This is a genomic window from Sphingobacterium chuzhouense, assembly GCF_014692525.1.
Lineage (GTDB): Bacteria > Bacteroidota > Bacteroidia > Sphingobacteriales > Sphingobacteriaceae > Sphingobacterium > Sphingobacterium chuzhouense.
Genome location: NZ_JACNYL010000005.1, coordinates 165,492 through 188,504, shown reverse-complemented (window position 1 = coordinate 188,504; position 23,013 = coordinate 165,492). Strand labels below are relative to the sequence as shown.

General features: G+C 40.8%; 22 protein-coding genes. 7 read left to right on the top strand and 15 right to left on the bottom strand.

The annotated features are described in order from the left end of the window. From mnhG to H8B21_RS18490, 7 genes are read right to left on the bottom strand one after another with little or no spacing between them, the layout of a single operon-like run. Positions 1 to 414 carry a monovalent cation/H(+) antiporter subunit G gene (gene mnhG / locus H8B21_RS18520; protein WP_190315336.1) on the bottom strand — a complete coding sequence of 138 codons (414 nt, stop codon included), beginning with the start codon at positions 412 to 414 and terminating at the stop codon, positions 1 to 3. Further along, positions 407 to 682 (bottom strand): monovalent cation/H+ antiporter complex subunit F, encoded by a 276-nt coding sequence (locus tag H8B21_RS18515; protein ID WP_190315335.1) that lies wholly within the window; start codon positions 680 to 682, stop codon positions 407 to 409. The genes mnhG and H8B21_RS18515 overlap by 8 nt, the downstream gene beginning before the upstream one ends. After that, positions 679 to 1,155, bottom strand: a complete 477-nt coding sequence (locus H8B21_RS18510) for a Na+/H+ antiporter subunit E (RefSeq protein WP_190315334.1) — start codon at positions 1,153 to 1,155, stop codon at positions 679 to 681. The genes H8B21_RS18515 and H8B21_RS18510 overlap by 4 nt, the downstream gene beginning before the upstream one ends. Before the next feature lie 3 nt (positions 1,156 to 1,158). Then, entirely contained in the window at positions 1,159 to 2,607 is a 1,449-nt protein-coding gene (locus tag H8B21_RS18505; protein ID WP_223815137.1) for a proton-conducting transporter transmembrane domain-containing protein, read from the bottom strand. Positions 2,608 to 2,666: 59 nt separating this feature from the next. Then, the gene (locus tag H8B21_RS18500) at positions 2,667 to 3,023 is read right to left on the bottom strand and encodes a Na+/H+ antiporter subunit C (protein WP_190315332.1); all 357 of its coding nucleotides are present in this window, start codon (positions 3,021 to 3,023) and stop codon (positions 2,667 to 2,669) included. Between the two features lies 1 nt (position 3,024). Then, entirely contained in the window at positions 3,025 to 3,435 is a 411-nt protein-coding gene (locus H8B21_RS18495; RefSeq protein WP_190315331.1) for a Na+/H+ antiporter subunit B, read from the bottom strand. A 14-nt stretch (positions 3,436 to 3,449) separates the two neighbouring features. Further along, the gene (locus H8B21_RS18490; protein WP_190315330.1) at positions 3,450 to 5,759 is read right to left on the bottom strand and encodes a putative monovalent cation/H+ antiporter subunit A; all 2,310 of its coding nucleotides are present in this window, start codon (positions 5,757 to 5,759) and stop codon (positions 3,450 to 3,452) included. A 97-nt stretch (positions 5,760 to 5,856) separates the two neighbouring features. Here H8B21_RS18490 and H8B21_RS18485 point away from each other — a divergent pair, with 97 nt between their 5' ends. Further along, positions 5,857 to 6,924, top strand: a complete 1,068-nt coding sequence (locus H8B21_RS18485) for a metallophosphoesterase (protein WP_190315329.1) — start codon at positions 5,857 to 5,859, stop codon at positions 6,922 to 6,924. Between the two features lie 68 nt (positions 6,925 to 6,992). Further along, positions 6,993 to 7,622 carry a porin family protein gene (locus H8B21_RS18480; protein WP_190315328.1) on the top strand — a complete coding sequence of 210 codons (630 nt, stop codon included), beginning with the start codon at positions 6,993 to 6,995 and terminating at the stop codon, positions 7,620 to 7,622. Between the two features lie 76 nt (positions 7,623 to 7,698). Here H8B21_RS18480 and acs read toward each other — a convergent pair whose 3' ends face one another. Continuing rightward, positions 7,699 to 9,618 carry an acetate--CoA ligase gene (gene acs, locus H8B21_RS18475; RefSeq protein WP_190315327.1) on the bottom strand — a complete coding sequence of 640 codons (1,920 nt, stop codon included), beginning with the start codon at positions 9,616 to 9,618 and terminating at the stop codon, positions 7,699 to 7,701. Positions 9,619 to 9,773: 155 nt separating this feature from the next. Here acs and H8B21_RS18470 point away from each other — a divergent pair, with 155 nt between their 5' ends. Further along, positions 9,774 to 10,634, top strand: coding sequence for a UbiA prenyltransferase family protein (locus tag H8B21_RS18470; RefSeq protein ID WP_190315326.1), 861 nt, complete (start codon positions 9,774 to 9,776; stop codon positions 10,632 to 10,634). On the opposite strand, the gene H8B21_RS18465 is transcribed toward H8B21_RS18470, so the two are convergent. The 3 genes from H8B21_RS18465 to rsmA are packed head-to-tail and all read right to left on the bottom strand — an operon-like array spanning position 10,619 to position 13,494. Then, a complete protein-coding gene (locus H8B21_RS18465; RefSeq protein WP_190315325.1) occupies positions 10,619 to 11,548 on the bottom strand; it encodes an NAD(P)-dependent oxidoreductase in 930 nt (309 codons plus the stop codon). The genes H8B21_RS18470 and H8B21_RS18465 overlap by 16 nt on opposite strands. A gap of 7 nt (positions 11,549 to 11,555) precedes the next feature. After that, positions 11,556 to 12,725: an FAD-dependent monooxygenase gene (locus H8B21_RS18460; RefSeq protein WP_190315324.1), complete on the bottom strand. Its 1,170-nt coding sequence runs from the start codon at positions 12,723 to 12,725 to the stop codon at positions 11,556 to 11,558. After that, entirely contained in the window at positions 12,700 to 13,494 is a 795-nt protein-coding gene (rsmA, locus tag H8B21_RS18455) for a 16S rRNA (adenine(1518)-N(6)/adenine(1519)-N(6))-dimethyltransferase RsmA (protein ID WP_190315323.1), read from the bottom strand. The genes H8B21_RS18460 and rsmA overlap by 26 nt, the downstream gene beginning before the upstream one ends. A 162-nt stretch (positions 13,495 to 13,656) precedes the next feature. On the opposite strand from rsmA, the gene pdxA reads away from it, so the two are divergent. The 4 genes from pdxA to miaA all read left to right on the top strand — a co-directional run bounded on the left by pdxA (position 13,657) and on the right by miaA (position 17,751). Continuing rightward, positions 13,657 to 14,712, top strand: a complete 1,056-nt coding sequence (pdxA, locus tag H8B21_RS18450) for a 4-hydroxythreonine-4-phosphate dehydrogenase PdxA (protein ID WP_190315322.1) — start codon at positions 13,657 to 13,659, stop codon at positions 14,710 to 14,712. A 69-nt stretch (positions 14,713 to 14,781) separates the two neighbouring features. Then, the gene (locus tag H8B21_RS18445; RefSeq protein ID WP_190315321.1) at positions 14,782 to 16,200 is read left to right on the top strand and encodes a CCA tRNA nucleotidyltransferase; all 1,419 of its coding nucleotides are present in this window, start codon (positions 14,782 to 14,784) and stop codon (positions 16,198 to 16,200) included. A 64-nt stretch (positions 16,201 to 16,264) separates the two neighbouring features. Next, positions 16,265 to 16,849 (top strand): IS1096 element passenger TnpR family protein, encoded by a 585-nt coding sequence (locus H8B21_RS18440; RefSeq protein WP_190315320.1) that lies wholly within the window; start codon positions 16,265 to 16,267, stop codon positions 16,847 to 16,849. Then, a complete protein-coding gene (gene miaA / locus H8B21_RS18435) occupies positions 16,849 to 17,751 on the top strand; it encodes a tRNA (adenosine(37)-N6)-dimethylallyltransferase MiaA (RefSeq protein WP_190315319.1) in 903 nt (300 codons plus the stop codon). The genes H8B21_RS18440 and miaA overlap by 1 nt, the downstream gene beginning before the upstream one ends. A gap of 27 nt (positions 17,752 to 17,778) precedes the next feature. Here miaA and H8B21_RS18430 read toward each other — a convergent pair whose 3' ends face one another. Genes H8B21_RS18430 through recJ form a run of 4 tightly spaced genes read right to left on the bottom strand, consistent with a single transcriptional unit; the run spans position 17,779 to position 22,899 of the window. Then, entirely contained in the window at positions 17,779 to 18,846 is a 1,068-nt protein-coding gene (locus H8B21_RS18430; protein ID WP_190315318.1) for a branched-chain amino acid aminotransferase, read from the bottom strand. A 50-nt stretch (positions 18,847 to 18,896) separates the two neighbouring features. After that, on the bottom strand, positions 18,897 to 20,411 hold the full coding sequence (locus tag H8B21_RS18425; RefSeq protein ID WP_190315317.1) for a GH3 auxin-responsive promoter family protein: 1,515 nt from the start codon (positions 20,409 to 20,411) through the stop codon (positions 18,897 to 18,899). 26 nt (positions 20,412 to 20,437) lie between these two features. Further along, complete coding sequence (gene lptB, locus H8B21_RS18420) at positions 20,438 to 21,172, bottom strand: LPS export ABC transporter ATP-binding protein (RefSeq protein WP_190315316.1); 735 nt, start codon at positions 21,170 to 21,172, stop codon at positions 20,438 to 20,440. Positions 21,173 to 21,204: 32 nt separating this feature from the next. Beyond that, a complete protein-coding gene (gene recJ, locus H8B21_RS18415) occupies positions 21,205 to 22,899 on the bottom strand; it encodes a single-stranded-DNA-specific exonuclease RecJ (RefSeq protein WP_190315315.1) in 1,695 nt (564 codons plus the stop codon). Between the last annotated feature and the right edge of the window lie 114 nt (positions 22,900 to 23,013).

The following is a 23,013-nucleotide window of genomic DNA, read 5'->3' as shown; positions in this document are numbered from 1 at the left end:
CTATTCTGTTTCTTCGTCTGTTTTGGCAATGTTAGGAGTGTCATCATCGTCCGTGTCACTTTCTTCACTTTCCAACTCATGTGTTTCTTCGTTGTACATGCCGGCAAGCTCATCAATAATGGTGCCTTTCCAAAGTGGTGTGCCGGTAAAATAAGCAGCTCTGCCAATCATGTGTGCGCCAATGGGAGCGGTAATAATCAGAAAGAAGATAATAGCAATCGCTTTAGTTGTTACGGATACATCCGGGAACATAATCGCAGCACAAATGAGTAATAGGCCAACTCCCAGAGTAGAGGCCTTTACCGTTACGGATAAGCGCAGATAAAAATCCGGCATTCGTAATATTCCGATTGACGCAAATAAAATAGAAAGTGCACCTACCGTACTTAAAATGGCTAATACTATTTCAATCATCTTTCTGTTTTTCTATATAATAAGCAAAAGCCACTGTACCTAAGAAAGCAATCAGGGCAAGAATAATGGCGACATCCAAAAAAACTTCTTGGTTCGAACGGATGCTATATACGGTTATAATTCCGATCCCAATAGTGATAATTAAGTCGAGCGCTACAACACGGTCTACTACCGCAGGACCTTTGAATAGCCTGATGAACACCAACATAACCGAAATGGACAATATCGGGAGAATAACGTAATCGAAATATGCTTCTAGTGTAATCATCTTAAAATCGCTAATAATCTTCTCTCCAAACCAGTTTGCGTTTGTCTAACAAATGTTTCTGGATCCGTTAGGTACATCACGTGGATATAAATTGTCTTTTTGTCATCGCTGATGTCCACAATAAGTGTACCCGGCGTCAGCGAGATCATAGTTGTCAACAAGTTTATTTCAAAATCTGTCCGAGCACTCATCGGATATTTGACAATCCCCGGCTTGAAGAAATATTTTGGCGTAATCACATCGAACGCCACCTGTAAGTTCGCTTTGAACAGCTCCCAAAGAAAATAAAAAACAAAGCTTATAATCTTCGGAACACGATAAAAATACCGTTGATCTGTTTCGTTTCGATTCATGATCCAGAGGATAAAGAACCCAATCATGAATCCAAACAAAAAGTTGGTGTAATAAAGAGAACCTGTAAGTGCCACCCAGATCGCTGAGAGCAGCAGGTTCATTAAAAAATTCTTAATCATATCTTAATCCGTTTTATTTCCCAAAACGGCATCAATATATGCCGAAGGATCCATTAACTGTGTCGATATTATGTCTGTTACTTTGACGATAGCTTCTGCATTTAATCCTATATATAGTGTCGCAAGTGCCATTAACCCTATCGGAAGTACCATGAGTATTTTCTTATAGGGAGGCATGGGGGCGAAGAGATTTTCCATCCCCTCGGAAGCAGGTGGATTTTTCCAAAATACTTCAGACCACATCTTAGCGATAACATATAATGTCACGAAGCTACCGATGATCAAGGCAGCTATGTAGAAGTATTGATGTTGGGAAAAAGCTTCTTGAAAAAGAAAGACTTTTGGCCAAAATCCAGATAACGGTGGTATCCCCACGAGCGAAAATAAGACAATGGCGACGATGAGCGATATTTTTGGATACTCGCTGTACAGGCCGCCGAGTTTGTTCATATCCATTGTTCCTCTCAATTGACGGATAAGCCCTGCGATGAGAAACATGTTAGTTTTAACCATAATATCATGTATTAGATAGAATACAGCTCCCATAAGGGCGACCTTGCTGAACATGGCAATACCTCCTATCATGAAACCAATATGACATACGATCAGATAAGAAAATAGTCTCCGTATGTTCGTCTTTATAAGAGCACCAAATGCTCCGGTTAAGATGGTCAATACAGCGATGACCATTAAAAGTATTCGCGTGAAATCGTCTGGAATAAATATCAAGCTAAAAACACGCAACATAGCATAGATGCCAACTTTTGTCAATAAACCACCAAAAGTCGCAGCAACCGCAGAGGGGGGGGTATGGTATGAAGACGGTAACCAATAATACAGTGGAAAAACTGCCGACTTAATACCAAAACCAATAATAAAAAAACAGGATGTGATACCGATGAGGGCCTTATTTTGCACCTCTTGGATTCTGATGGACAAATCTGCCATATTGAGTGAGCCGGTAATACCGTAGAGAATCCCGATTCCGGTTAGAAAAAACATGGAAGCCAAAATATTCATGGCCATGTATTTAACAGCGCCCTCTAGCTGGGCTTTTCTTCCGCCTAGGGTCATCAGTACAAAAGAAGAGATAATAATGACCTCAAAATAAACGTATAAATTGAAGATGTCACCTGTTAAGAATGCCCCATGTAATCCCATAATGAGAAAATGAAAAATTGGGAAATATCCGTAGAGCATTCGTTGTCGACTAAGGCCTACCGATGAAAAGATCGAAACGGCAAAACAGGCAATAGATGTGAGCAATACCAATGTAACACTTAAGAGATCTGCGACGAAGACAATCCCAAAAGGAGCGTCCCAGTTTGCTGCATTCAAAGTGAGTATACCGCCTTCATATACCCGATTAAACAGCCGAAAAGCAACCATAAGGCCAATTAAACTCCCACCAACACTTAGGTAGCGTTGTGTGAGTGTTTTTCTCCAACACATAAGTTGGATTATTGCCGTAAATAATTGCACAAAAATAGGTGCTAAAATATGGTTGTCTATCATATATCTTCTTCTTCAGGAGTATTTAAATCGTCTAAGTCATCCGAGTCCACTAATGCATATACTCGTTTTAATAGTACAATGGCAAAGGAAGTTAAACCAAAACTGATAACAATAGCGGTTAAAATCAACGCTTGTGGTATAGGATCGGCATAGATATCTTGAAAAACTTTGTATGCTCCGTCAATAACCGGAGGGCTTCCCTTCGTAATTTTTCCGAGGACGAAAATTAAAATGTTTGCACCATTGCCTAACAGCATAATACCTAGCAGAAGTTTCACCATGCTTCTCCGCAAAATTAGATATACACCGGCAGCATATAATAAACCTAATATTAAAACCAATAGTAATTCCATATCAATCGTTTAGGGCTATGGTAAACAAAATAGTTAAAACAACACCGATCACGACCAGATATACACCTATGTCAAAAAATAACGCAGAACCGATCATGCCTATAACCGGGATAGGTTCCTCAAACCATAGTCCTGTCATGGGTGGAAGTCCGAATAATAACGGGAAAGTAACGCTTACTGCCGAGGTCGCCAATCCAATGGGAATCAATGATAGCGGTTTGTACCGAAGTATTTTCATGGTGTTTTCCGTGCCGTTGGCGAAGCTATGTAATACAAAGGCAATAGAAGCGACTAATCCGCCGACAAAACCACCTCCGGGATAATAATGTCCACGCAGGAGCAAGAAAAATGAAAATAACAGCAATATCGGGAGTAAATATCGCGTAGCCGTCTGTAATATAGCACTCTTCATATCTTATAATTTCTTTATTCCTTTTCCGACGATTTCAATCGTAGTTTAAGTAAACTGTAAACACCTAATGCAGCAATAGATAGCACAACTGTTTCGAACATCGTATCCATTCCACGGAAGTCTACCAATATCACGTTGACCACATTTTTTCCTTTGGCTAATAAATACGCGTTTTCACCGTAAAAGTCACTAATCGCGGTCGAGTTAGGTTCGTAAAGCACACGTAGGGCAATGAGAGAAATGATGACTCCGAAACCTAATGCTACGATAGCATCTCGTATGGGAACACCCCGGCTTGTAAAATTGATAAATGGTGGAAGTTTGTATAAAACCAATACGAACAATACCGTAGTCAACGTATCGATAGTGAATTGTGTCATGGCCAAATCGGGGGCACTGTAGAACACAAACATTAAACAAATACAATATCCAATGACACTGGTGGAAACAACTGCGGTCAGACGCGATTTCGTTGAAACGATAAGGTACATCGCACCTAATAGGATAGCCGCAATACCAAATTCATACCAAGATAGCGGTGTCAAGTTTGCGTAATCGATCCGAACAGGGCCGCCTAGCCATAGCTTGTACCCTAACAATAGTTCCGCAAACAGGATAATCTTAAGATGATAGGAGCGAAGGTATCCGTTGTGAATAGTATTTGTATACCAGCTAGCAACCTTTTCTATGCCGTTGCCAATCCGACGAAAAATGTGCTGTGATGAAATGACGTTAAACCGTTCGAGTGCAAGTAATTTTTCCTCTGTAGGGTTATTGGCAAAATATAAAGCGATTCCTGCAGCTAATGTAGCAACACTTAGGGTAAGGACGATATTAAATCCATGCCATAACTGAAGATGCATATCTGTTTCTCCTCCGGCGATCGCATTCGCGGTTTGGTGGTTGAAATAAGCACCCACGACTCCGGGGAATAGACCAAATAATATACCCAGCACGGCTAATATCATTGGTGGAATCCACATAGACTTGTACGGAAGACGCACATGCCGGAATTCTTCCGGCAGTTTTCCTGCAAATGGTTTAATACCGGCTCTGAACCCAGCGGTCACCAACCCGATGTTTGTAAGTACAGCGAGAGCAGTTAACCAGATGGCCCAGTTTTCTTTAAAGTTTAACGTCGCTTCGTAAATCAAGTCCTTGCCAATGAAACCGAAAGTAGCTGGTACGCCCGCGCTGGACAGTGCTGCCAATAATGATGCTATAAAAACAGGCATCATCACTTTACGCAGCCCTTTTAATTTGGTAATATCGCGTGTATGTGTTTCGTGATCAATTATCCCGGTCACCATGAACAAGGTGGCTTTGTATAATGCGTGTACTAAAATAAATACGCTGACCGCCACGATCGCATCCTTTGTACCAACACCTAGCAAAAAGGTTAAAATACCTAATGCAGAAACAGTAGAGTAAGCAAGAATACCCTTTAAATCTGTACGGAAAAGGGAATGTACAGCGGCGAAAATCATCGTAAAACCTCCTACGATCATGAGCGTAATACCCCATAGCTCGGTATTTCCCAATATCGGTGTGAAACGCGCGAGCAAATATACCCCGGCTTTTACCATGGTGGCTGAATGAAGATACGCCGATACCGGTGTAGGTGCTTTCATAGCACCCGGTAGCCAAAAATGAAATGGGAATTGTGCTGACTTGGTAAAGGCGCCAATACATATGAGTCCCACTATTAACGGATATAATGGATGTGCTATCAACTGGTCATGGTGTGCAAACAATTCGCTGATAACGAAAGTTCCTGCAATGTTACCGGTTAATATTAGTCCGGCTAATAGGAAGAATCCGCCCATCCCGGTAATACTCAGCGCCATTAATGCACTGTTTCGTGACGCTTTGCTGTCGTTATTAAAACCAATGAGAAAAAAGGAGCTGATACTGGTCAATTCCCAGAAAATAAATAACGTCAGGATATTATTGGACAGTACAACACCTAACATGGCACTCATAAAAAGGAGCAGATAGGCAAAAAAACGGTCAAAGTAAACATGTCCCTTTAGATAACTGCGGCCATAAAAAAAGATTCCCGTTCCAATTCCTGTAATCAACAGTGCGAAAAGTAAGGATAAACCATCCAATCGAAAGTCGAAGTTAATGCCTAAGCTGGGAACCCAAGCAAGGTGTTGAACAATGTTCGTTCCGTTCGCTACTACAGGCACATGCCATAGATAGAACAAAAAAAGAATGACAGGTATAAATGGAAGCAAAATACTCCATTTCGTCTTAATAAACTTGCCGAAAGGAACGAGAAGGCTCGATGTTATTAACCCTGTTAAAACAGTAAATAGCATGCAGTCTTTATGTTTAAATAATGTTGGAAACGTTATAAAATTACAAAAAATCCGCAATTTGTCAGGTTGTTTTTTGAAATATTGTTATTTTTAGAGCATGAAGAGAATAAACCTATTGCTCCCCCTGTTAGCTTTTTTATGCTATTTTCAGGTAGCCGCACAGTACCAAAAGCCGGCACTTACTGATAATGAATCTTGGTCCTTGATCTTGATGCCAGATCCGCAGACGTATACGCGTTTTCACAAAAATGTTGGGATACTGAACTTGATGACCGGTTGGATATATGAAAACGTGGATAAGTTGAACACGCAGTTTGTATTGTGTACGGGGGATCTGGTGGAACATAATGATTTGATCCATTTGAAAGGAAATGATGGTACAGCGAATAGTTTGAAGCAATGGCAAAATGTAAGAAACGCCTTTGAGACATTGGATAACCGTGTGCCTTATGTACTCGCAACCGGAAACCATGATTTCGGTTATCGAAGTGCAGAATACCGCTCTACCAATTATGACAAGTATTTTAATGTGAATCAAAATGGATTTAACCAACGTGCATTGCGGGAGATTGGTCCACAGATAAATGGTCAATCTAGTGCGGTGAATGCCCTTTATGAATTTCATACGCCACACGGTAAAGATTGGCTGGTCATGGTGTTGGAATTTGCACCGCGTGATACGGTGATCAATTGGGCAAGACATGTCTTAGAAGCAAAGCCTTATGCAGACAAGGAGGTGATTTTGCTAACGCATACATACCTCAATAGCAAGAGTGAGCATATAAAAAAAGAAGGTTACAAAATGGAAGATGTAAACTATGGAGCTGCCTTGTTTGAGAAATTGGTGAAACCATCGAAGAATATCCGCTTAGTTTTTTCTGGACATATTGGTGCTCCAGATAATTTTGACGCGCATCTAGGTTTTAGACGTGATAAGAATGCCGCTGGAAAAACGGTGTCGCAGATGACGTTTAATGCGCAGGCGATGGGAGGAGGTTGGCATGGAAACGGTGGCGACGGCTGGTTGCGCTATTTAGAATTTATGCCAGATGGCAATACCGTAAAAGTAAAGACTTTTTCACCCTTATTTGCTATTTCGCCTGCTACACAGGATTTAGCTTATAAAACCGAAGATAATCAGCAGTTTACCTTTACTTTGGATTAGTAAATATTTTTTGAAAATATCGTTTGTTTATTGTAGCTTAGCGCCTAATAAAATTTAATTAAACAATTATGAAAAAAATTTTACTTTCATTAGGTGCTACATTTTTATTGGCAGCAGGTGCAAATGCACAGGTAAGTTATGGAGTTAAAGCTGGGCTTAACCTACCTAAAGTTAAAATAACTGCCGATGATGTTAACATGAGTTACACATCGGACGCTTCAACAAATTTCTATGTGAGCGGTTACGCAAGTATTTTGGCTGCTCCGAATTTCGCTATCCAACCTGGCGTTTCTTTACAAGGAAAAGGAGGAAAAGTTAAAGAAGGACATTTTACGGGAGGGGCTGCCGGAGAAACAGCTACTTTGAATTTTATGTCCATTGAGATTCCCGTAAATGCAGTATACTATATCCCAACCGGTACAGTTGGTTCTGTTTTCGTCGGTGCAGGGCCATATTTAGGATTTAACGTCTCAGCCAAAGCTAAAAATGGAAATATAAGCCAAGATATAAACATTGGATCAAGTGATGATGAAATGAAACGAATAGATTACGGTGCAAACTTTTTAGCAGGGTATAAGTTGTCCAATGGGATTCTGTTTAATTTAGGATATGGTTTGGGACTAGCAAATTTAGAAAATATTGATAGTCCAAAGGTGAAGAATCAAGTACTTAGTTTAGGCGTAGGATTTGAATTTTAATCCTTTCCCAAGATAAAAAATAAAAGCCTCTCGTTTTTGCGAGAGGCTTTTTTAATGCTGTTTATCTTCTTTTTAGCTATTTCTTCATTTCTTCTGCTCCTTTGATGATCGCTTCGACCACGGTTGGATCCTGTAGCGTAGAAGTATCGCCTAAATTGTTGACTTCGCCTTCTGCAATTTTGCGTAAAATACGACGCATAATTTTTCCGGAACGTGTTTTCGGTAAATCCGATACGAACTGAATAATATCCGGTTTAGCAATCGCGCCAATTAAGCGTGTAATAGTTTGCATAATGTCCTTGCGCGTACTTTCGGCATCGATATGATGGTTCGCTACAATCACATACGCATAAATACCCTGCCCTTTAACTGGATGCGGATACCCCACAATTGCAGATTCGACGACGTCAGAGTGCATGTTGATCGCATTTTCCACCTCTGCGGTACCGATACGGTGGCCGGAAACATTCAACACATCATCCACACGTCCTGTAATTTTATAATAACCTTCGGGGTTTCTGTAACAACCGTCACCCGTGAAATATTTGTTTGGATAGGTGGAGAAATAGGTTTGGCGGCATCGTTCGTGATCGCCCCAAGTTGTGCGCAACATGCCTGGCCATGGGAACTTGATACATAGGTTTCCCGTTACATCATTGCCTTCGATTTCTTTGCCATCTTCATCCATTAAACACGGTTGTACACCAGGAAGTGGTAACATCGCGTAACTAGGAATGGTTGGCGAGATACCCGCCATCGGTGCAATCAATATACCACCATTTTCTGTCTGCCACCAAGTATCGGCAATCGGTGCTTTGCCCTTTCCGATTTTTTCATTGAACCAATGCCAAGCTTCTTCATTAATAGGCTCGCCTACAGATCCTAATTTTTTGATACTGCTCAGGTCCTTACCTTCTAGATACTCGTCTCCAAAAGCCATTAGAGAGCGAATGGCCGTAGGCGCTGTATATAAGATGTTTACTTTATATTTATCAACGATATCCCAAAGACGTCCTGCATTGGGGTAAGTCGGTGTTCCTTCGAACATTAACGACGTTGCTCCTTGCGACAGTGGCCCATATACAATGTAACTGTGGCCTGTAATCCAACCAATGTCGGCGGTACAGAAATAGACCTCACCAGGTTGATATTGGAATACATTCGAGAAGGTATATCCGGTATAGACCATATAACCTCCGGTAGTGTGTACCACGCCTTTAGGTTTGCCAGTCGAACCCGATGTATAGAGTACAAACAAAGGATCTTCTGCATCCATTTCTTCCGCGGGACAAGGAGGATTTCCTTGGGTTTCCACTTTTTTAATTTCGTCTTCCCACCATACATCACGACCTTTTATCATAGATATCGGCGTGCGCGTACGCGTTAATACAATTACACGTTCCACGGATTCACATTGCATAAGGGCGTCGTCCACAATAGATTTTAACTCCAGCACTTTCCCCGCACGGAATCCACCATCCGAGGTAACGACTAATTTACATTCTGCATCGTTGATTCGGTCTGCGATAGAGCGAGCGGAGAAACCACCAAATACAACGGAATGGATGGCACCAATACGAGCACAAGCCAATACGGCGATGACCAGCTCAGGTACCATAGGAAGATATATACATACACGGTCTCCCTTGACTACGTTGTTGTTTTTCAACACGTTCGCAAAGACTTCGACTTTCTCTAAAAGTTGTTTGTAAGTGAGGATGCGATGTGCCTCATTTGGGTCGTTAGGTTCCCATATAATGGCAGGTTTATCTCCTAAATTATAAATATGGCGATCTAAACAATTTTCGGTGATATTAAGCTTTCCCCCTTCGAACCATTTGATGTTAGGTTCGGTAAAGTTCCAGTTTAATACATTAGTCCATTTTCGTTTCCAAAAGAAGTTTTCTGCAATTTCTCCCCAAAATGCTTCCGGGTTTTCGACGCTATACTTATACGCCTCCTCATACTCCTCAAAACTTTTAATTTGTAGGTTCATGTTTTTTTAAATACAAAATTTAAATGATTAACTTTTATCCAATACAGACATTTATTTATTGAAAGATGTCTGTATTGGATATACAAGGACTAATTTAGTTTTTTTTGCCATTAATGTCAATTTTTTACCTTTAAGTATTCTTATTTTTATCTTCGATGAAGCTATTGAAGCAAGTATATTATTTTCTTATTTATACCAATCTGCTGATTGCAGGAGCTGCAATAGCGCAATGTGCATTGACGTACTTATTCTTTGATGCTCCGTTTGATTATCCTATTATAATGGTAGAAGGGGCGGCAACGTTACTTTTGTACAATTTCAGTATGCTATTGTCCAAACCCCGAAACCCACAGAAATCCATATATAAACGTACACGCTGGATATTTAGGAACGAATGGCTATTGTGGTTAAATAACGGAATAGGATTTATCGTATTGGTATATGCCGTTTTTCATATTCACTTATATAGTTTGTTTATTTTAACGGGGATAGGCGTTATCAGCGTAGCGTATTCTGTTCCAATAATCCCCCATAAGGGGAAGTGGGTCGGATTTCGCCAATTGCCGGGTATGAAAATTTTTCATATTGCGTTGGTCTGGACGTTAAGTTCGGTATGTTTACCGATTTTTGAGATGCATTTGGACGGATTAACGGTTGATTTACATCTATTCCGAACGCTTTTCGTGCTAAAGTTTATTTTCTTGCTTATTTGTACTTTACCTTTTGACATCCGGGATATTCAACAAGATTCGTATTATCATTTGAAAACTATTCCAAATATGATTGGCGCGGATAGAGCGATTTTATTGTGCTACGCTCTTTTAATCACGCATAGCACAATCGTTCTGTTGTCAGATATTCAATTTAATGTACAAATGGGGATATTGACAACGAACCTGTTGATTGCAGTCGTGCTCAAGCAGGTTGTGTTCCGAAATGCAAATCGCTATCATTATGCATTCTTATTAGACTTTGCATTGATAGCGCAGTTTTTAATAGTTTATTTGTTTTTATAGAACCCAATAATCTTATCGGCTATAATATCCGATAGTTTATAATAACTGTCGAACGTCCATCCGGCTACATGTGGACTTAGCAATACGTTATCCTTTGAAATAAGGTCAGCGTACCAGTCTGTTTCGCTAAGCATAGGGAATTTTTCGATAGGTAACACATCAAATGCTGCCCCTAAAATTTTACCGGTATCCAGGTATTTCAGAACCGATGGGATGTTTGCTATAGATCCCCTGGCACCCATCAGGAAAAAGATGGGTTTGCGGAAGTGGAAAAGGTATTCATCATCTACCATGCCTCTGGTTTCACGTGTTAGCGGAATGTGAAAACTTAATACGTCTGCTTGACGAACAACTTCTTCCATCGAAACCTCTTTGGCGTAAGCATCGGAAAACCCAGTTTTGTATTTGTCATACGCAATGACATTAACCTCAAAACCCGACAGTTTTTTGGCCATTGCTTGCCCATTATGTCCATACCCAATGAGAGCTACTGTTCGTCCTTTTAATTCGTAACCTCGGTTTTCTTCCCTGCACCATTGCCCAGTACACACTTCTCTATGCCCACGGTTTAGATTGTTCATTAAGGCCAGCAGCATCCCGATCATGTGCTCACCAACAGCATCCTTATTACCATCGTTCGCCGAAAACAGCCGAATACCTTTTGAGATGGCATATTCCTCATCGATATTGTCCATTCCTGCACCTGGACGGCCAATAAATTGTAGGTTGGCGGCCAGATCAAGGAAGGACTCGTCTACTTGAAATTTCGAACGGATAATCAGTCCCGTGTAGTGTTGGATAACATTTTCGGCATCTGCTCTGCTGAAGCCCGGTTGGTAATCGTACGAAATTCCGGCTTGATCCAGCTTCTCTAATAATATATGGTGTATGTCGTCTACAATAAGAATATTCATTTTTTAACTAAAGTTTCATAAAATCTACAGATAACAATTTGTCTAGGTTCTTTTGAGCTAATTTAGCAGGCATAATTTTCATCAGCATATTTCGTATGCTGATTAATAGGCTATTGTCCCATTGCGCGATTTCTCCGATCCATCTCGAAGTATCCGTAATATATTTTGTCCGGGGTAATCGTCTTTTTTCAAACGAAAAGAACGCCTCCTTAACACCCTTTTCTAACCCCAGCTCATCCAATAGAACGGCTACATCCTCTAAAGCTTGACAAGCCCCTTGACCCATATTGGGCGTCGTAGCGTGTCCGGCATCACCAATGAGAAGAATGTTGTCATAAGCAAGATGTTTGAGCGGTTCGATGTCTATAATGTCATTCCAAATCAGTTCGCTATCCTTGGTATACGCTAAAATAGAAGGAATAGGGTCATGGTAGGATTGAAAATGTTGTAATAAATCGTCGATATTATAATCTCGATATATGGGATTGTTAGGCGTGGCGTTTATACATGCATACCAATAGATACGATTATTGGTTAAGGGTGTCATCCCAAACCTTCCTAATTTCCCCCACGTTTCTGTTCCCTTATCTAATGTTATCTCCGTATTATCAATGGTCGCGCGCCAGCAAGTATATCCCGAAAAACGAGGTGTGGAGGATGGTATGAGTTGTTGCCGGAGTGGAGACTTCACCCCATCGGCAATAATTAAAAAATGTGATGTATGCTGAGTGCCGTCGTCAAAAAATAGGGTAACAGCGTCTCCATATTGTTCTAATCGGATAGCTTTTTTGTCTAACTGTAGTTTTTGAGTTTTGATTTTAGATAGCAGAAAAAGGTGTAAATCTGTACGATGAATGGCAAAATTTTGTTGCTGATACTGTTCACGGATCGCATGTGTATCGGGAGACACTAAAAGCCCCCCTTTATGGTCTAAAATGTTGTAGCTATCCAGATAATAACCTATTTGTTCTACTTCAGTTCTCAAACCAAGTAGATCTAAAGCACGCATCGCATTTGCTGCCAGACCAAATCCTGCACCTATTCCTTTTAACTCCTTTGCTTGCTCAAAAAGCAAAAAGTCCTTGTTGATTTTTTGAAGAGCTATAGCCATGGCAAGCCCTGCTACACCGCCACCTACAATGGTAAACTCGCTATCTATCGTTTTGGTATATGGCATTGGCAATTTCATTTGTTAAAGTGACAAAATCTTCGACTGACAACCGTTCCGCCCGGAGCTCGTACAATGGATTGTTGCTCATCCTATCTTTAGGAACAACAGCAGACAAGGCGTTTCGTAACGTTTTGCGTCGTTGGTTGAAAGCGGCTTTTACGACACGCCAAAATAGTTTTTCGTCACAGTCAAGTCTATCACGGTCGTTCCTGGTCATTTTAATGACACCTGAAAGTACTTTGGGAGGTGGATTAAATGCCCCGGCTTTTACCGTAAAAAGATAACGCACGTCATAATAAGCCTGCAGGAATACACTGAGAATGCCGTATTCTTTGTTGCCAGGCTTTGCCACACAGCGTTCAGCTACTTCTTTTTGGAACATTCCCACCATCTGTACCACACGTTGACGCTCCTCCAAAATCTTAAATAGAATCTGCGAAGATATATTATAAGGGAAATTGCCGATGACCGCCATCTTATCTCCAAAAAATCGACTGAAATCTAGCGTAAGAAAGTCGCCGTGAATAAGCCTGTTGTCCAACTGTGGGTATTTGTCGGCAAGAAACACGATCGATTCATCGTCTACATCAATCAGCCAGGTTTCGTAGGCATCTTTTTGAAGTAAAAAATCGGATAGCACACCCATACCAGGTCCCACTTCCAATACGTGTTTAAAACCCAAAGTAGGTTCCAAAGCTTCCACAATTTTTTGTGCAGCACTCTTATCATTGAGAAAATGTTGTCCTAAATGTTTCTTTGCGCGTACCGTACTCATTCGTCGTTGAGGTGTTAAAAAGCAAAATTAAACATTATTATGCAATTTCCGGTGTCGTTCAAGGTTCCCTTGTAGGAGAAAGCGACCATCTTTTCCGGTCAACTACGAGAAAGCTTTTTATTTACTCTAAATTTTGTAATTTTGATTCAAAGCTTTCAGACAATGAGTGAAAAACTAAAAATAGGTATTACCATAGGGGATGTAAACGGCATCGGATTAGAGGTGATTATTAAATCGTTGATGGATAATCGGGTGTTGGATTACTTTACGCCGGTCGTATACGGTAATACTAAAGTTGCTTCATTTCATCGAAAAGCGATTGGTGTACAGGATTTCAGTTTCAATGTTATCCATCATCCAGATCAGGCAAACCTTAAGCGTGCTAACATGATTAACTGTTGGCAGGAAGATGTGAAGATCACCTTGGGCGAGCAGAATGAAATCGGGGGAAGGTATGCTTTTCTTTCTTTAGAGAGAGCTACGGAGGATCTCCGTAATGGTAAATTGGATGCGTTGGTCACTGCGCCTATCAATAAGCACAATATACAACAAGATGGTTTTCATTTTCCGGGCCATACTGAATATCTCCAATCTAAGATGGAAGCATCGGATGTGTTGATGTTTATGATTGCCGATGAACTTCGTATAGGGGTTGTTACCGGACATATTCCTGTCAAGGAAATTGCGGGCGCAATAACAGCAGATGCTATTTTACAGAAATTACGGATGATGAACGAAAGCCTTAAGAAAGACTTTTGGATTGAAAAACCTAAAATAGCAGTACTGGGATTAAATCCCCATGCAGGAGATAATGGATTAATTGGTACGGAAGATGAAGAGATTATTGCGCCGGCTATCCAAAAAGCGAAGGAAGAAGGGATTTTCTGTTTTGGACCTTATCCGGCAGATGGTTTTTTTGCGAGTGATACGTACACTAAATTTGATGGTGTTTTAGCCATGTATCATGATCAGGGCTTGATCCCGTTTAAACATATTGCTTCTCGTAAAGGAGTTAACTACACCGCGGGATTACCTATTGTTCGTACATCTCCCGATCATGGAACGGGCTATGATATCGCCGGAAAAAACTTGGCGTCACATGAATCTTTCTTGGAAGCCATTTTTTCTGCTGTTCATATTGTGAAACGCCGACGGGAGCAAGAGGAACTCGCTGCCAATCCGCTACCGTTCCGTCGCTTATCAAAAGATAGGGATTAGTAGAAGGCACTTTCTACAAAATAATCTGTATTTTTGCCCTCTGTAGGCGCTGTGCCTGGAGAAGAAGCTATGCGAGAAAATTTACAACATCCTATTTTTCAAATCATCAGAGATTTAGCGGATAAAGAACAGGTCGAATGCTACGTAGTGGGTGGGTATGTTCGTGATTGTATCATGAAACGATCTTTCAAAAACGATGTCGATTTGGTTGTGATTGGAAGTGGGATTGATTTTGCTTCTAAGCTTGGCGAACTTCTACATGCTAAAGTTGCAGTCTACAAAAGCTTCGGAACAGCCATGTTGGTGCATGATGGGATCAATTTGGAATTTGTAGGGGCCCGTAAAGAATCTTACCGTTCCAACTCCAGAAAACCCATTGTAGAGGATGGTACACTTGAAGATGATCAGAACCGTAGGGATTTTACAATTAATGCAATGGCGTATTGTTTAAATGCTGACCGTTTTGGCGAACTTGTAGATCCTTTTGGCGGAGTGGAAGATATCCAAAACCGTATTATTCGGACACCGCTTGATCCAGATATCACATTTTCTGATGATCCCTTGCGTATGATGCGCGCGATTCGCTTCGCTACACAACTTAACTTTAAGATTGATGTGAAAGCGGTTCAAGCTATAGCGGAAAATGCGGAACGCATTAAAATTATTTCTAAGGAGCGGATTACAGATGAACTGAATAAAATCGTCATGGCAACTAAACCCTCCGTTGGTTTCCGCTATCTATTCGATACAGGACTGCTAAAGATTATTTTTCCTGCCATGTACAATTTATACGGGGTCGATATAATAGATGGACGCGGACATAAAGACAATTTTTACCACACGTTGGAGGTTTTAGACAATGTCGCAGCCATGTCAGACGATTTATGGTTACGGTGGGCAGCAATTATGCATGATATAGCGAAGCCCGCTACCAAACGATATGATAAGCGGGTCGGGTGGACCTTTCATGGGCATGAAGATAGGGGGGCAAGGATGGTACCGAAGCTTTTTGCCGAACTGAAACTTCCACTTCACGACAAAATGAAGTTTGTACAAAAACTGGTGCAATTGCACCTGCGACCTATTGTGTTGGTACAAGATATTGTGACAGACTCTGCTGTACGTCGGTTGCTCTATGAAGCAGGGGATGATATTGATGCATTGATGCTTTTGTGTCATGCCGATGTAACAACCAAGAATGAGTTTAAAAAGAAAAAATACCGCAATAATTTTGAGCTCGTAAAACAGAAATTGAAAGATGTAGAAGAACGCGACAAAATTCGAAACTGGCAACCTCCTGTGTCGGGAGAGGATATTATGGCTCTTTTTGGAATTGGGTCAGGACGCACTGTCGGTATAATCAAAAACGCCATGAGGGAAGCTATTTTAGAAGGAGAAATTCCTAATTCGCGTGAAGAGGCTTTATCTTTTATCCTAAAGCAAGGCAAGCAATTAGGTTTGTCGCCCAAAACGAATACAGTCCTTTAATTTTTTAAAAATTATTGTAATTTTAACCTTGGTATAAATGATAAACTAAACGATACGATTAAGAATGGCTATTTACAGATTTAGGGTAACTTTTGAGGATTATGAGGATGTATATCGGGAAATAGATATGCCTTCGAAAGCTACATTTTTAGAATTGCATCAGGCTATCCATAACGCTACCGGCTACACTCCAAATGTTTCTTCGTCCTTTTATGTTAGTAATGATCAGTGGAAAAAAGGGACAGAGATTGCTTTTCTGCCTACGGAAAGAAAACAGAGTAACGGTGTGCTAGAAATGGAGGGTATTCGTTTGAGCAAGTTTATCGACGATCCACATCAAAAATTTTATTATGTCTATAACTTTGACCGTCCTTATGACTTTCATGTGGAACTGATTAAAATTCTAAAAGAGGAAGATAGTAAGGAATACCCATTGGTATCTAAGACGGTCGGAACGGTGCCCAAGCAAGTTGCAGCTGCGAATTTTCCGTTATCGACAGCAGATGAAGAGGATGATGAGGACGAGGATCTGCCGACAGATGATACAGAATACGGAGTTGACGAAGATGAAGACTTCGATTTATTTGATGGCGAAGAGGAAGAAGGAGAGGAAGGGGAAGGGACTCGTGGGGCGGAAGATGAATATTGATGGCAGGTGCTGATACAAAGAGATTAATCGTAGTGGTTGGGCCTACCGCGGTAGGGAAGACTGCTATGGCTATTACCTTGGCCAAACATTTTAAAACCGAAATTATATCTGCTGATTCTAGACAGTTTTACAAGGAGATGTCTATCGGCACAGCGAAGCCGGATGCAGAAGAGCTTAGGGAAGTAAAGCACCACTTTATTGATTCACATTCGATCGAGGAAGAATATTCGGCGGGCGATTTTGAACGAGATGCATTATCCCTGCTCGAAACGTTGTTTGAAAAGCATGATGAGGTCGTTATGGTAGGTGGTTCGGGGCTCTTTGTGCGTGCCGTCTGTGAGGGATTGGATAATCTGCCTAAAGCTCCTGCTGCTGTACGCGAACGGTTGAATGACATTTTTGAACGGAAGGGGCTAGAGCCATTGCAGCAAAAACTTAAAGAGGTCGATCCCGATTATTATCGCCACGCAGATATACACAACCCTCAACGTGTCATCCGTGCGTTGGAAGTCTATGAAGCGACAGGGCAACCCTTTTCATCCTATCGTGTACGGGAAACGGTTGAACGCCCGTTTGGGATCGTAACTATTGGGTTGAATATGGAACGGCAAAAGCTATACGATCGTATCAATTTGCGTGTGGACAAGATGATAGAAAAGGGATTAGTGAATGAGGTACGCTCGTTATTGTCCTATCGGAACATGCCGGCATTATTGACAGTTGGTTATGCAGAGATATTTGATTTTATCGACGGGAAAATCACACTGGAGGAAGCTATTTCCCGTATTAAGCAGAATTCCCGGCGTTATGCAAAAAGGCAAATTACCTGGTTCAAAAAATATGGGGATACGGTATGGTTTGACCCAGATGATTGGGAAGGGATTTTATCTTTTTTAAGGTAGGGCTCAACCCCTACCTTAAAAAGATAGTTATACGATGAAGTTCCATCCAAACGGATCATTTATTTTACCGTATCGAAGTTGATTTAAATAATCCAGCACTTTGTTGGAAAATTCCCTTCCTTCTATTGGAGGCAGTTCATAATCTTGTCCTTCATAGCCAATTCTAGAGATATGCGTGACCGTTGCAGCAGTTCCGGCAGCAAAAGCCTCTGATACGCGACCATCCTTAATACCGTCAATCAATTCTTGTACGGAAACTTTACGTTGTTCTGCTTTGTATCCCCATTTTTCGGCGAGTTCCATGATTGTACGGCGGGTAACACCATGTAAAATTGTATCACCATGTGGTGTAATAATCGTATCACCGATACGGAAAATCAAGTTAGCCGTGCCTGCCTCTTCTACATATTTATGCTCATTAGCATCTGTCCACATGATTTGATCATACCCCTCGTCATTTGCCAACTGGGTAGGGTATAAAGAAAGTGCATAATTTCCTGCGTTTTTCGAAAACCCAACTCCACCTTCTGCAGCTCGTGTATAATACGTTTCCACTTTTAAGCTGATTGGTTTACTATAATAAGCGCCCACAGGACAAGTAATGATGGCAAAAGTATACGATTTAGATGGATGGACACCCAACGCGCCTTCGGTTGCAAACATAAACGGACGGATATATAGGGATGTGCCTTCCTGCGATGGTACCCAATTGCGATCCACGTCCAATAATGTTTTCAGACCATCCATAAAAATTTCCTCAGGAACTTCTGGCATCTGAAGACGTTTTGCAGATTTGTTGAAACGTTCCCAATTTTTATCTGGGCGGAATATACTTACTGTTCCATCGGCAAATTTGTAACCTTTAATTCCTTCAAAAATAGCTTGACCATAATGCAAGGCAGACATCGATGGATTGACGGTGAAGTCTCCATAAGGGACGACAACCACATCTTGCCATGCACCGTCATCATAGGTGGCGACTAACATGTGGTCAGACATGATAGCACCAAACTTCAAATTGCTGAAATCTACTTGCGAGAGTCTTGATTCTTTCGTTGGCTCTACGCGAATGGAATAAGTATTCGTATCGCTCATCACATTAAAATTTTTAATGTGTGCAATTTAGGAAAAAAGTACGAATATAATTAAGCATTCATTATTTTCAACAAAGCGTCCAGATAGGTTCTTTCATTCGCAAGGCGGGGAACTTTATTCTGACCGCCAAGTTTCCCGCGACTTTTCATCCATTTATAAAAAATATCCTTTTCTGCCCGGTGGACAATAGGATAGGCTAATGCTAAATCTTTGAAGCGCTTGGCGTCGTAATCGGAATTGATTTCCCGTAAAGCATTATCTAAAGCATCGCAGAATTTTTGAAAATCGTTGGGTTGTTTTTCAAATTCAATAATCCACTCATGTGCACCAGCCTCCCCATCTCTGAAATAAACAGGCCCCGCTGTGTAGTCACGGATAATAGCGTCTGTTGCTCGGCAAGCTATCTGCAGCGCGTGTTCCGCATTATCCACAATAAGCTCTTCTCCAAAGGTATTGATATATTGTTTTGTGCGTCCGGATATTTGAAAACGGTAAGGGGATAAAGAGGTGAATTTGATGGTATCTCCGATTTTATAACGCCATAAACCTGCATTCGTTGATATGATCAAGGCATAATTCTTTCCAATTTCTACTTCGTCTAATCGCAACGTTTTAGGGTGTTCCTCAAGAGCATGCTCCATGGGAAGAAACTCATAATAAATGCCATAATCCAACATGAGCAGAAGATCCTCAGAGTCCGATTGATCCTGCAAACCAAAATATCCCTCGGAAGCGTTATAGTTTTCGAGATAATACATGTTATCCGAAGGAATCAGTTGTTTAAATAAATCTCGGTATGGTTTGAAACTTACGCCGCCATGTCCATAAAACTCCAAGTTAGGCCATACTTCCAAAAGATTGCTTTTGCCCGTAATTTCCAATATCCGCTTTGCCATGACAATATTCCAGGTCGGAACACCCGCCAGGCTTGTGACATTTTCCTTGATTGTAATTTGGGCGATCTGTTCGATTTTTTCTTCAAAATTCGGATTTAAAGTCACTTCCAGATTAGGCGTGCGCTTAAATTCTGCCCAGAAAGGAAGATTACGAATCAAAATGGAAGATAAATCGCCGTAATAAGAATCCGGACTGAAATTATTGATTTGGGATGATCCCCCAATGACAACTGATTTACCTGTAAAGACTTTGTTTTCCGGTTTGTTGTGGCAATAAATAGAGAGCATGTCTTTTCCACCTTGATAATGGCAGTCTTCCAAAGCCTCCATGCTTACAGGGATGAACTTCGAGCGATCTGAGGTAGTACCCGATGATTTTGCAAACCATTTAATGTCGGAAGGCCACACCAAGTTTTGCTCTCCTTTGATCATACGATCCACATACCCTTTGATATCATCGTAATCTTGGATTGGAACGCGCTCTTTATATTCTTCTGGTGTCAGGATACTGTTATAGTCGTATTTTTTTCCCCACTCAGTAGCTTCCGCCGTCGAAATTAAACTTTGAAACCATTCTTCTTGTACATCATGGGGATACTTCATGAAAAGCTCAATCTGATGAATGCGCTTTTTCATGATCCATGTAAAGAGAGAATTCAATAATGCCATGTATAAAGGTTTCTGTTACGCTAGTTTTATAGTTTTTTCCTTCTCAATTCAAAATGGCGGCCTAGATAGAATTTACGAGCTAGTTCGTTGTCAGCAATTTCCTCGGGAGTTCCCGTAAGCATTATCTTTCCCTCCGTCAGCAGGTAGGCTCTATCTGTGATAGACAACGTCTCCTGTACATTGTGGTCGGTAATCAATACACCGATGTTTTTTCGTTTAAGTTTAGAGACAATCGTTTGTATCTCTTCCACCGCGATAGGGTCCACACCGGCAAACGGTTCATCCAGTAAGATAAAATGTGGATTTGCAGCTAATGCCCTTGCTATTTCCGTACGGCGCCTTTCTCCACCTGATAAAAGATCTCCGCGGTTCTTACGGACTCTATGTAAACTGAATTCTGTTAATAGTTCTTCCAGTTTCGCCAAGCGCTCTTCTTTATTCTTATAGTGTATTTCTAAAACTGCGAGAATATTATTTTCTACTGACAATTTTCGAAATACCGACGCTTCTTGCGCTAGATAACCGATTCCTTTTTGCGCACGCTGAAACATCGCATCTTGTGTAATCTCTTGATCGTCCAAAAAAACATGGCCACCGTTTGGTTTGATTAATCCCACAATCATGTAAAAAGAAGTTGTTTTTCCAGCACCATTTGGTCCTAGCAAACCCACAATTTCGCCTTGTTCAACATGAAAAGACACGTCATTGACAACTGTCCGTTGTTTATATTTTTTGATTAAATGTTCTGCTTTTAAAATCATCTACTACTTTAATCGTTTTATACAAATATATTTTAATATCGTATTGCTTTGATATTTAATTGCAAATTCTTTTTGCCTCGCCAGTTATTCTCTTCAATGGTGTAACAGATATCAAATTTATGTCCTTCGTTGATATAGTCTATATGTTCCGCCAATCCAAAACCTATACAATCGAAGGATACGGAGTCCTTTTGCTTTATTACTATTTTGATGTGATTCGTGCCTACGATATATCCCGAACCCTGTACTTTGCGCGTGAGAAGGATAGGAGCCTCATTTTGTGGGCCAAAAGGTTCAAACTGTTTTAATAAACGGCAAAATTTGCTGTCGATGTCTTTAAGATTTAATTCCGTTTCTATGAGTACTTCTTGCTGAAGCATTTCGGGCGTAATATTGTTCTGTACTACGGCTTCAAATTTTTCTTGAAATGCTGGTACATTTTCCACACGCATAGTAAGACCCGCCGCATATTTATGTCCGCCATATTGGTCTAATAAATCGGCGCATTCGCTCAATGCCTCGTAAAGGTCAAAGCCCAATACAGATCGTGCTGAACCGGCAATATGTCCATTGGTTTGCGTAAGTATAACAGTAGGTCGGTAGTATTTTTCTGTTAAACGTGAAGCCACAATGCCAATCACGCCTTTATGCCAATCAGCTTTAAAAAGTACGGTGGATTTGCGTTGTTTTAATAATTCATTGTTGTCAAGGATATCCAGTGCTTCCTCAGTTATCTTGAGATCAAATCCTTTACGCACGGTATTCTGGTCATCAACAGTCGTTGAATATGCTTCGGCTTCTGCTAACGATTTTGAAATCAATAGTTTAACCGCATCCTTAGCATGTTCGATGCGTCCGGCGGCATTGATACGCGGGCCAATCTGAAAAACGATATCTCCGACAGAAAAATGTCCACTTTTATTGGAAGAAAGATTGATGAGCGCCTGGAGTCCACAATTTGGGTTGGTGTTTAATTTTTTGAGTCCAAAATGAGTGAGTATCCGGTTTTCTCCAGTAATAGGTACAATGTCTGACGCAATGCTTACCGCCACCAAATCAAGGTATTGATAGGCGAGTTGCATATCCATATCATTTTTTTGGACAAAGGCCTGAATTAATTTAAAGCCTATACCGCATCCCGATAGTTCTTTGTAAGGATATGGACAATCTCTACGTTTAGGATCTAATACAGCCACTGCATCTGGAATAGTGCTGCCTGGAAGATGATGGTCCCCAATGATGAAATCAATTCCTTTAGCTTTCGCATAATTGACTTTCTCAATGGCTTTAATACCACAATCCAGGGCAATAATCAAAGAGAAACCGTTTTCTGCTGCATAGTCAATCCCTTTGAAAGAAATACCATACCCTTCCAGATATCGGTCGGGAATATAAAATTCCAAACCGGAATGGAAATCACGAAAAAAACTATAGACAACCGAAACGGCAGTAGTACCGTCGACATCATAATCACCGTATATCAGTATTTTCTCTTTGTTGCCAATTGCTCTTTCAATTCGAGATATGGCCTTATCCATATCTTTCATCAAAAAAGGATCGTGTAATAGATCAAAGCTAGGGCGAAAAAAATGCTTGGCTTGTTGATAGGTTTCGATACCACGATGGAGAAGCAGTTCTGCTATTACAGCGTTTATACCCAACTCATCACACAGTTTGTTGGTTTTTTGAACATTGTTTTTTGGCTTAACCACCCATCTTTTTTGCATATCGTTGCCGTTGTATTAACGTGTAAATATACATTTTGTAAATGGGTTTACCTAATGAAGACAGCCGTTCGAAATAAAAGAGATTGTGGCTTACTAGGTTATAGTAAATAAAAA

Excerpts from the sequence above, each read along its gene's own strand:
- H8B21_RS18430 (WP_190315318.1), bottom strand. The coding sequence starts at position 18,846 with ATGAGCGATACGAATACTTATTCCATTCGCGTAGAGCCAACGAAAGAA.
- pdxA (WP_190315322.1), top strand. The coding sequence starts at position 13,657 with ATGAGTGAAAAACTAAAAATAGGTATTACCATAGGGGATGTAAACGGC.
- H8B21_RS18495 (WP_190315331.1), bottom strand. The coding sequence starts at position 3,435 with ATGAAGAGTGCTATATTACAGACGGCTACGCGATATTTACTCCCGATA.
- recJ (WP_190315315.1), bottom strand. The coding sequence starts at position 22,899 with ATGCAAAAAAGATGGGTGGTTAAGCCAAAAAACAATGTTCAAAAAACC.
- H8B21_RS18465 (WP_190315325.1), bottom strand. The coding sequence starts at position 11,548 with ATGAATATTCTTATTGTAGACGACATACACCATATATTATTAGAGAAG.
- H8B21_RS18515 (WP_190315335.1), bottom strand. The coding sequence starts at position 682 with ATGATTACACTAGAAGCATATTTCGATTACGTTATTCTCCCGATATTG.
- rsmA (WP_190315323.1), bottom strand. The coding sequence starts at position 13,494 with ATGAGTACGGTACGCGCAAAGAAACATTTAGGACAACATTTTCTCAAT.
- H8B21_RS18490 (WP_190315330.1), bottom strand. The coding sequence starts at position 5,759 with ATGCTATTTACTGTTTTAACAGGGTTAATAACATCGAGCCTTCTCGTT.
- H8B21_RS18485 (WP_190315329.1), top strand. The coding sequence starts at position 5,857 with ATGAAGAGAATAAACCTATTGCTCCCCCTGTTAGCTTTTTTATGCTAT.
- H8B21_RS18440 (WP_190315320.1), top strand. The coding sequence starts at position 16,265 with ATGGCTATTTACAGATTTAGGGTAACTTTTGAGGATTATGAGGATGTA.
- mnhG (WP_190315336.1), bottom strand. The coding sequence starts at position 414 with ATGATTGAAATAGTATTAGCCATTTTAAGTACGGTAGGTGCACTTTCT.
- H8B21_RS18460 (WP_190315324.1), bottom strand. The coding sequence starts at position 12,725 with ATGCCATATACCAAAACGATAGATAGCGAGTTTACCATTGTAGGTGGC.
- H8B21_RS18510 (WP_190315334.1), bottom strand. The coding sequence starts at position 1,155 with ATGATTAAGAATTTTTTAATGAACCTGCTGCTCTCAGCGATCTGGGTG.
- H8B21_RS18425 (WP_190315317.1), bottom strand. The coding sequence starts at position 20,411 with ATGGCATTATTGAATTCTCTCTTTACATGGATCATGAAAAAGCGCATT.
- H8B21_RS18480 (WP_190315328.1), top strand. The coding sequence starts at position 6,993 with ATGAAAAAAATTTTACTTTCATTAGGTGCTACATTTTTATTGGCAGCA.
- H8B21_RS18445 (WP_190315321.1), top strand. The coding sequence starts at position 14,782 with ATGCGAGAAAATTTACAACATCCTATTTTTCAAATCATCAGAGATTTA.
- H8B21_RS18505 (WP_223815137.1), bottom strand. The coding sequence starts at position 2,607 with ATGTGTTGGAGAAAAACACTCACACAACGCTACCTAAGTGTTGGTGGG.
- acs (WP_190315327.1), bottom strand. The coding sequence starts at position 9,618 with ATGAACCTACAAATTAAAAGTTTTGAGGAGTATGAGGAGGCGTATAAG.
- H8B21_RS18500 (WP_190315332.1), bottom strand. The coding sequence starts at position 3,023 with ATGGAATTACTATTGGTTTTAATATTAGGTTTATTATATGCTGCCGGT.
- H8B21_RS18470 (WP_190315326.1), top strand. The coding sequence starts at position 9,774 with ATGAAGCTATTGAAGCAAGTATATTATTTTCTTATTTATACCAATCTG.
- miaA (WP_190315319.1), top strand. The coding sequence starts at position 16,849 with ATGGCAGGTGCTGATACAAAGAGATTAATCGTAGTGGTTGGGCCTACC.
- lptB (WP_190315316.1), bottom strand. The coding sequence starts at position 21,172 with ATGATTTTAAAAGCAGAACATTTAATCAAAAAATATAAACAACGGACA.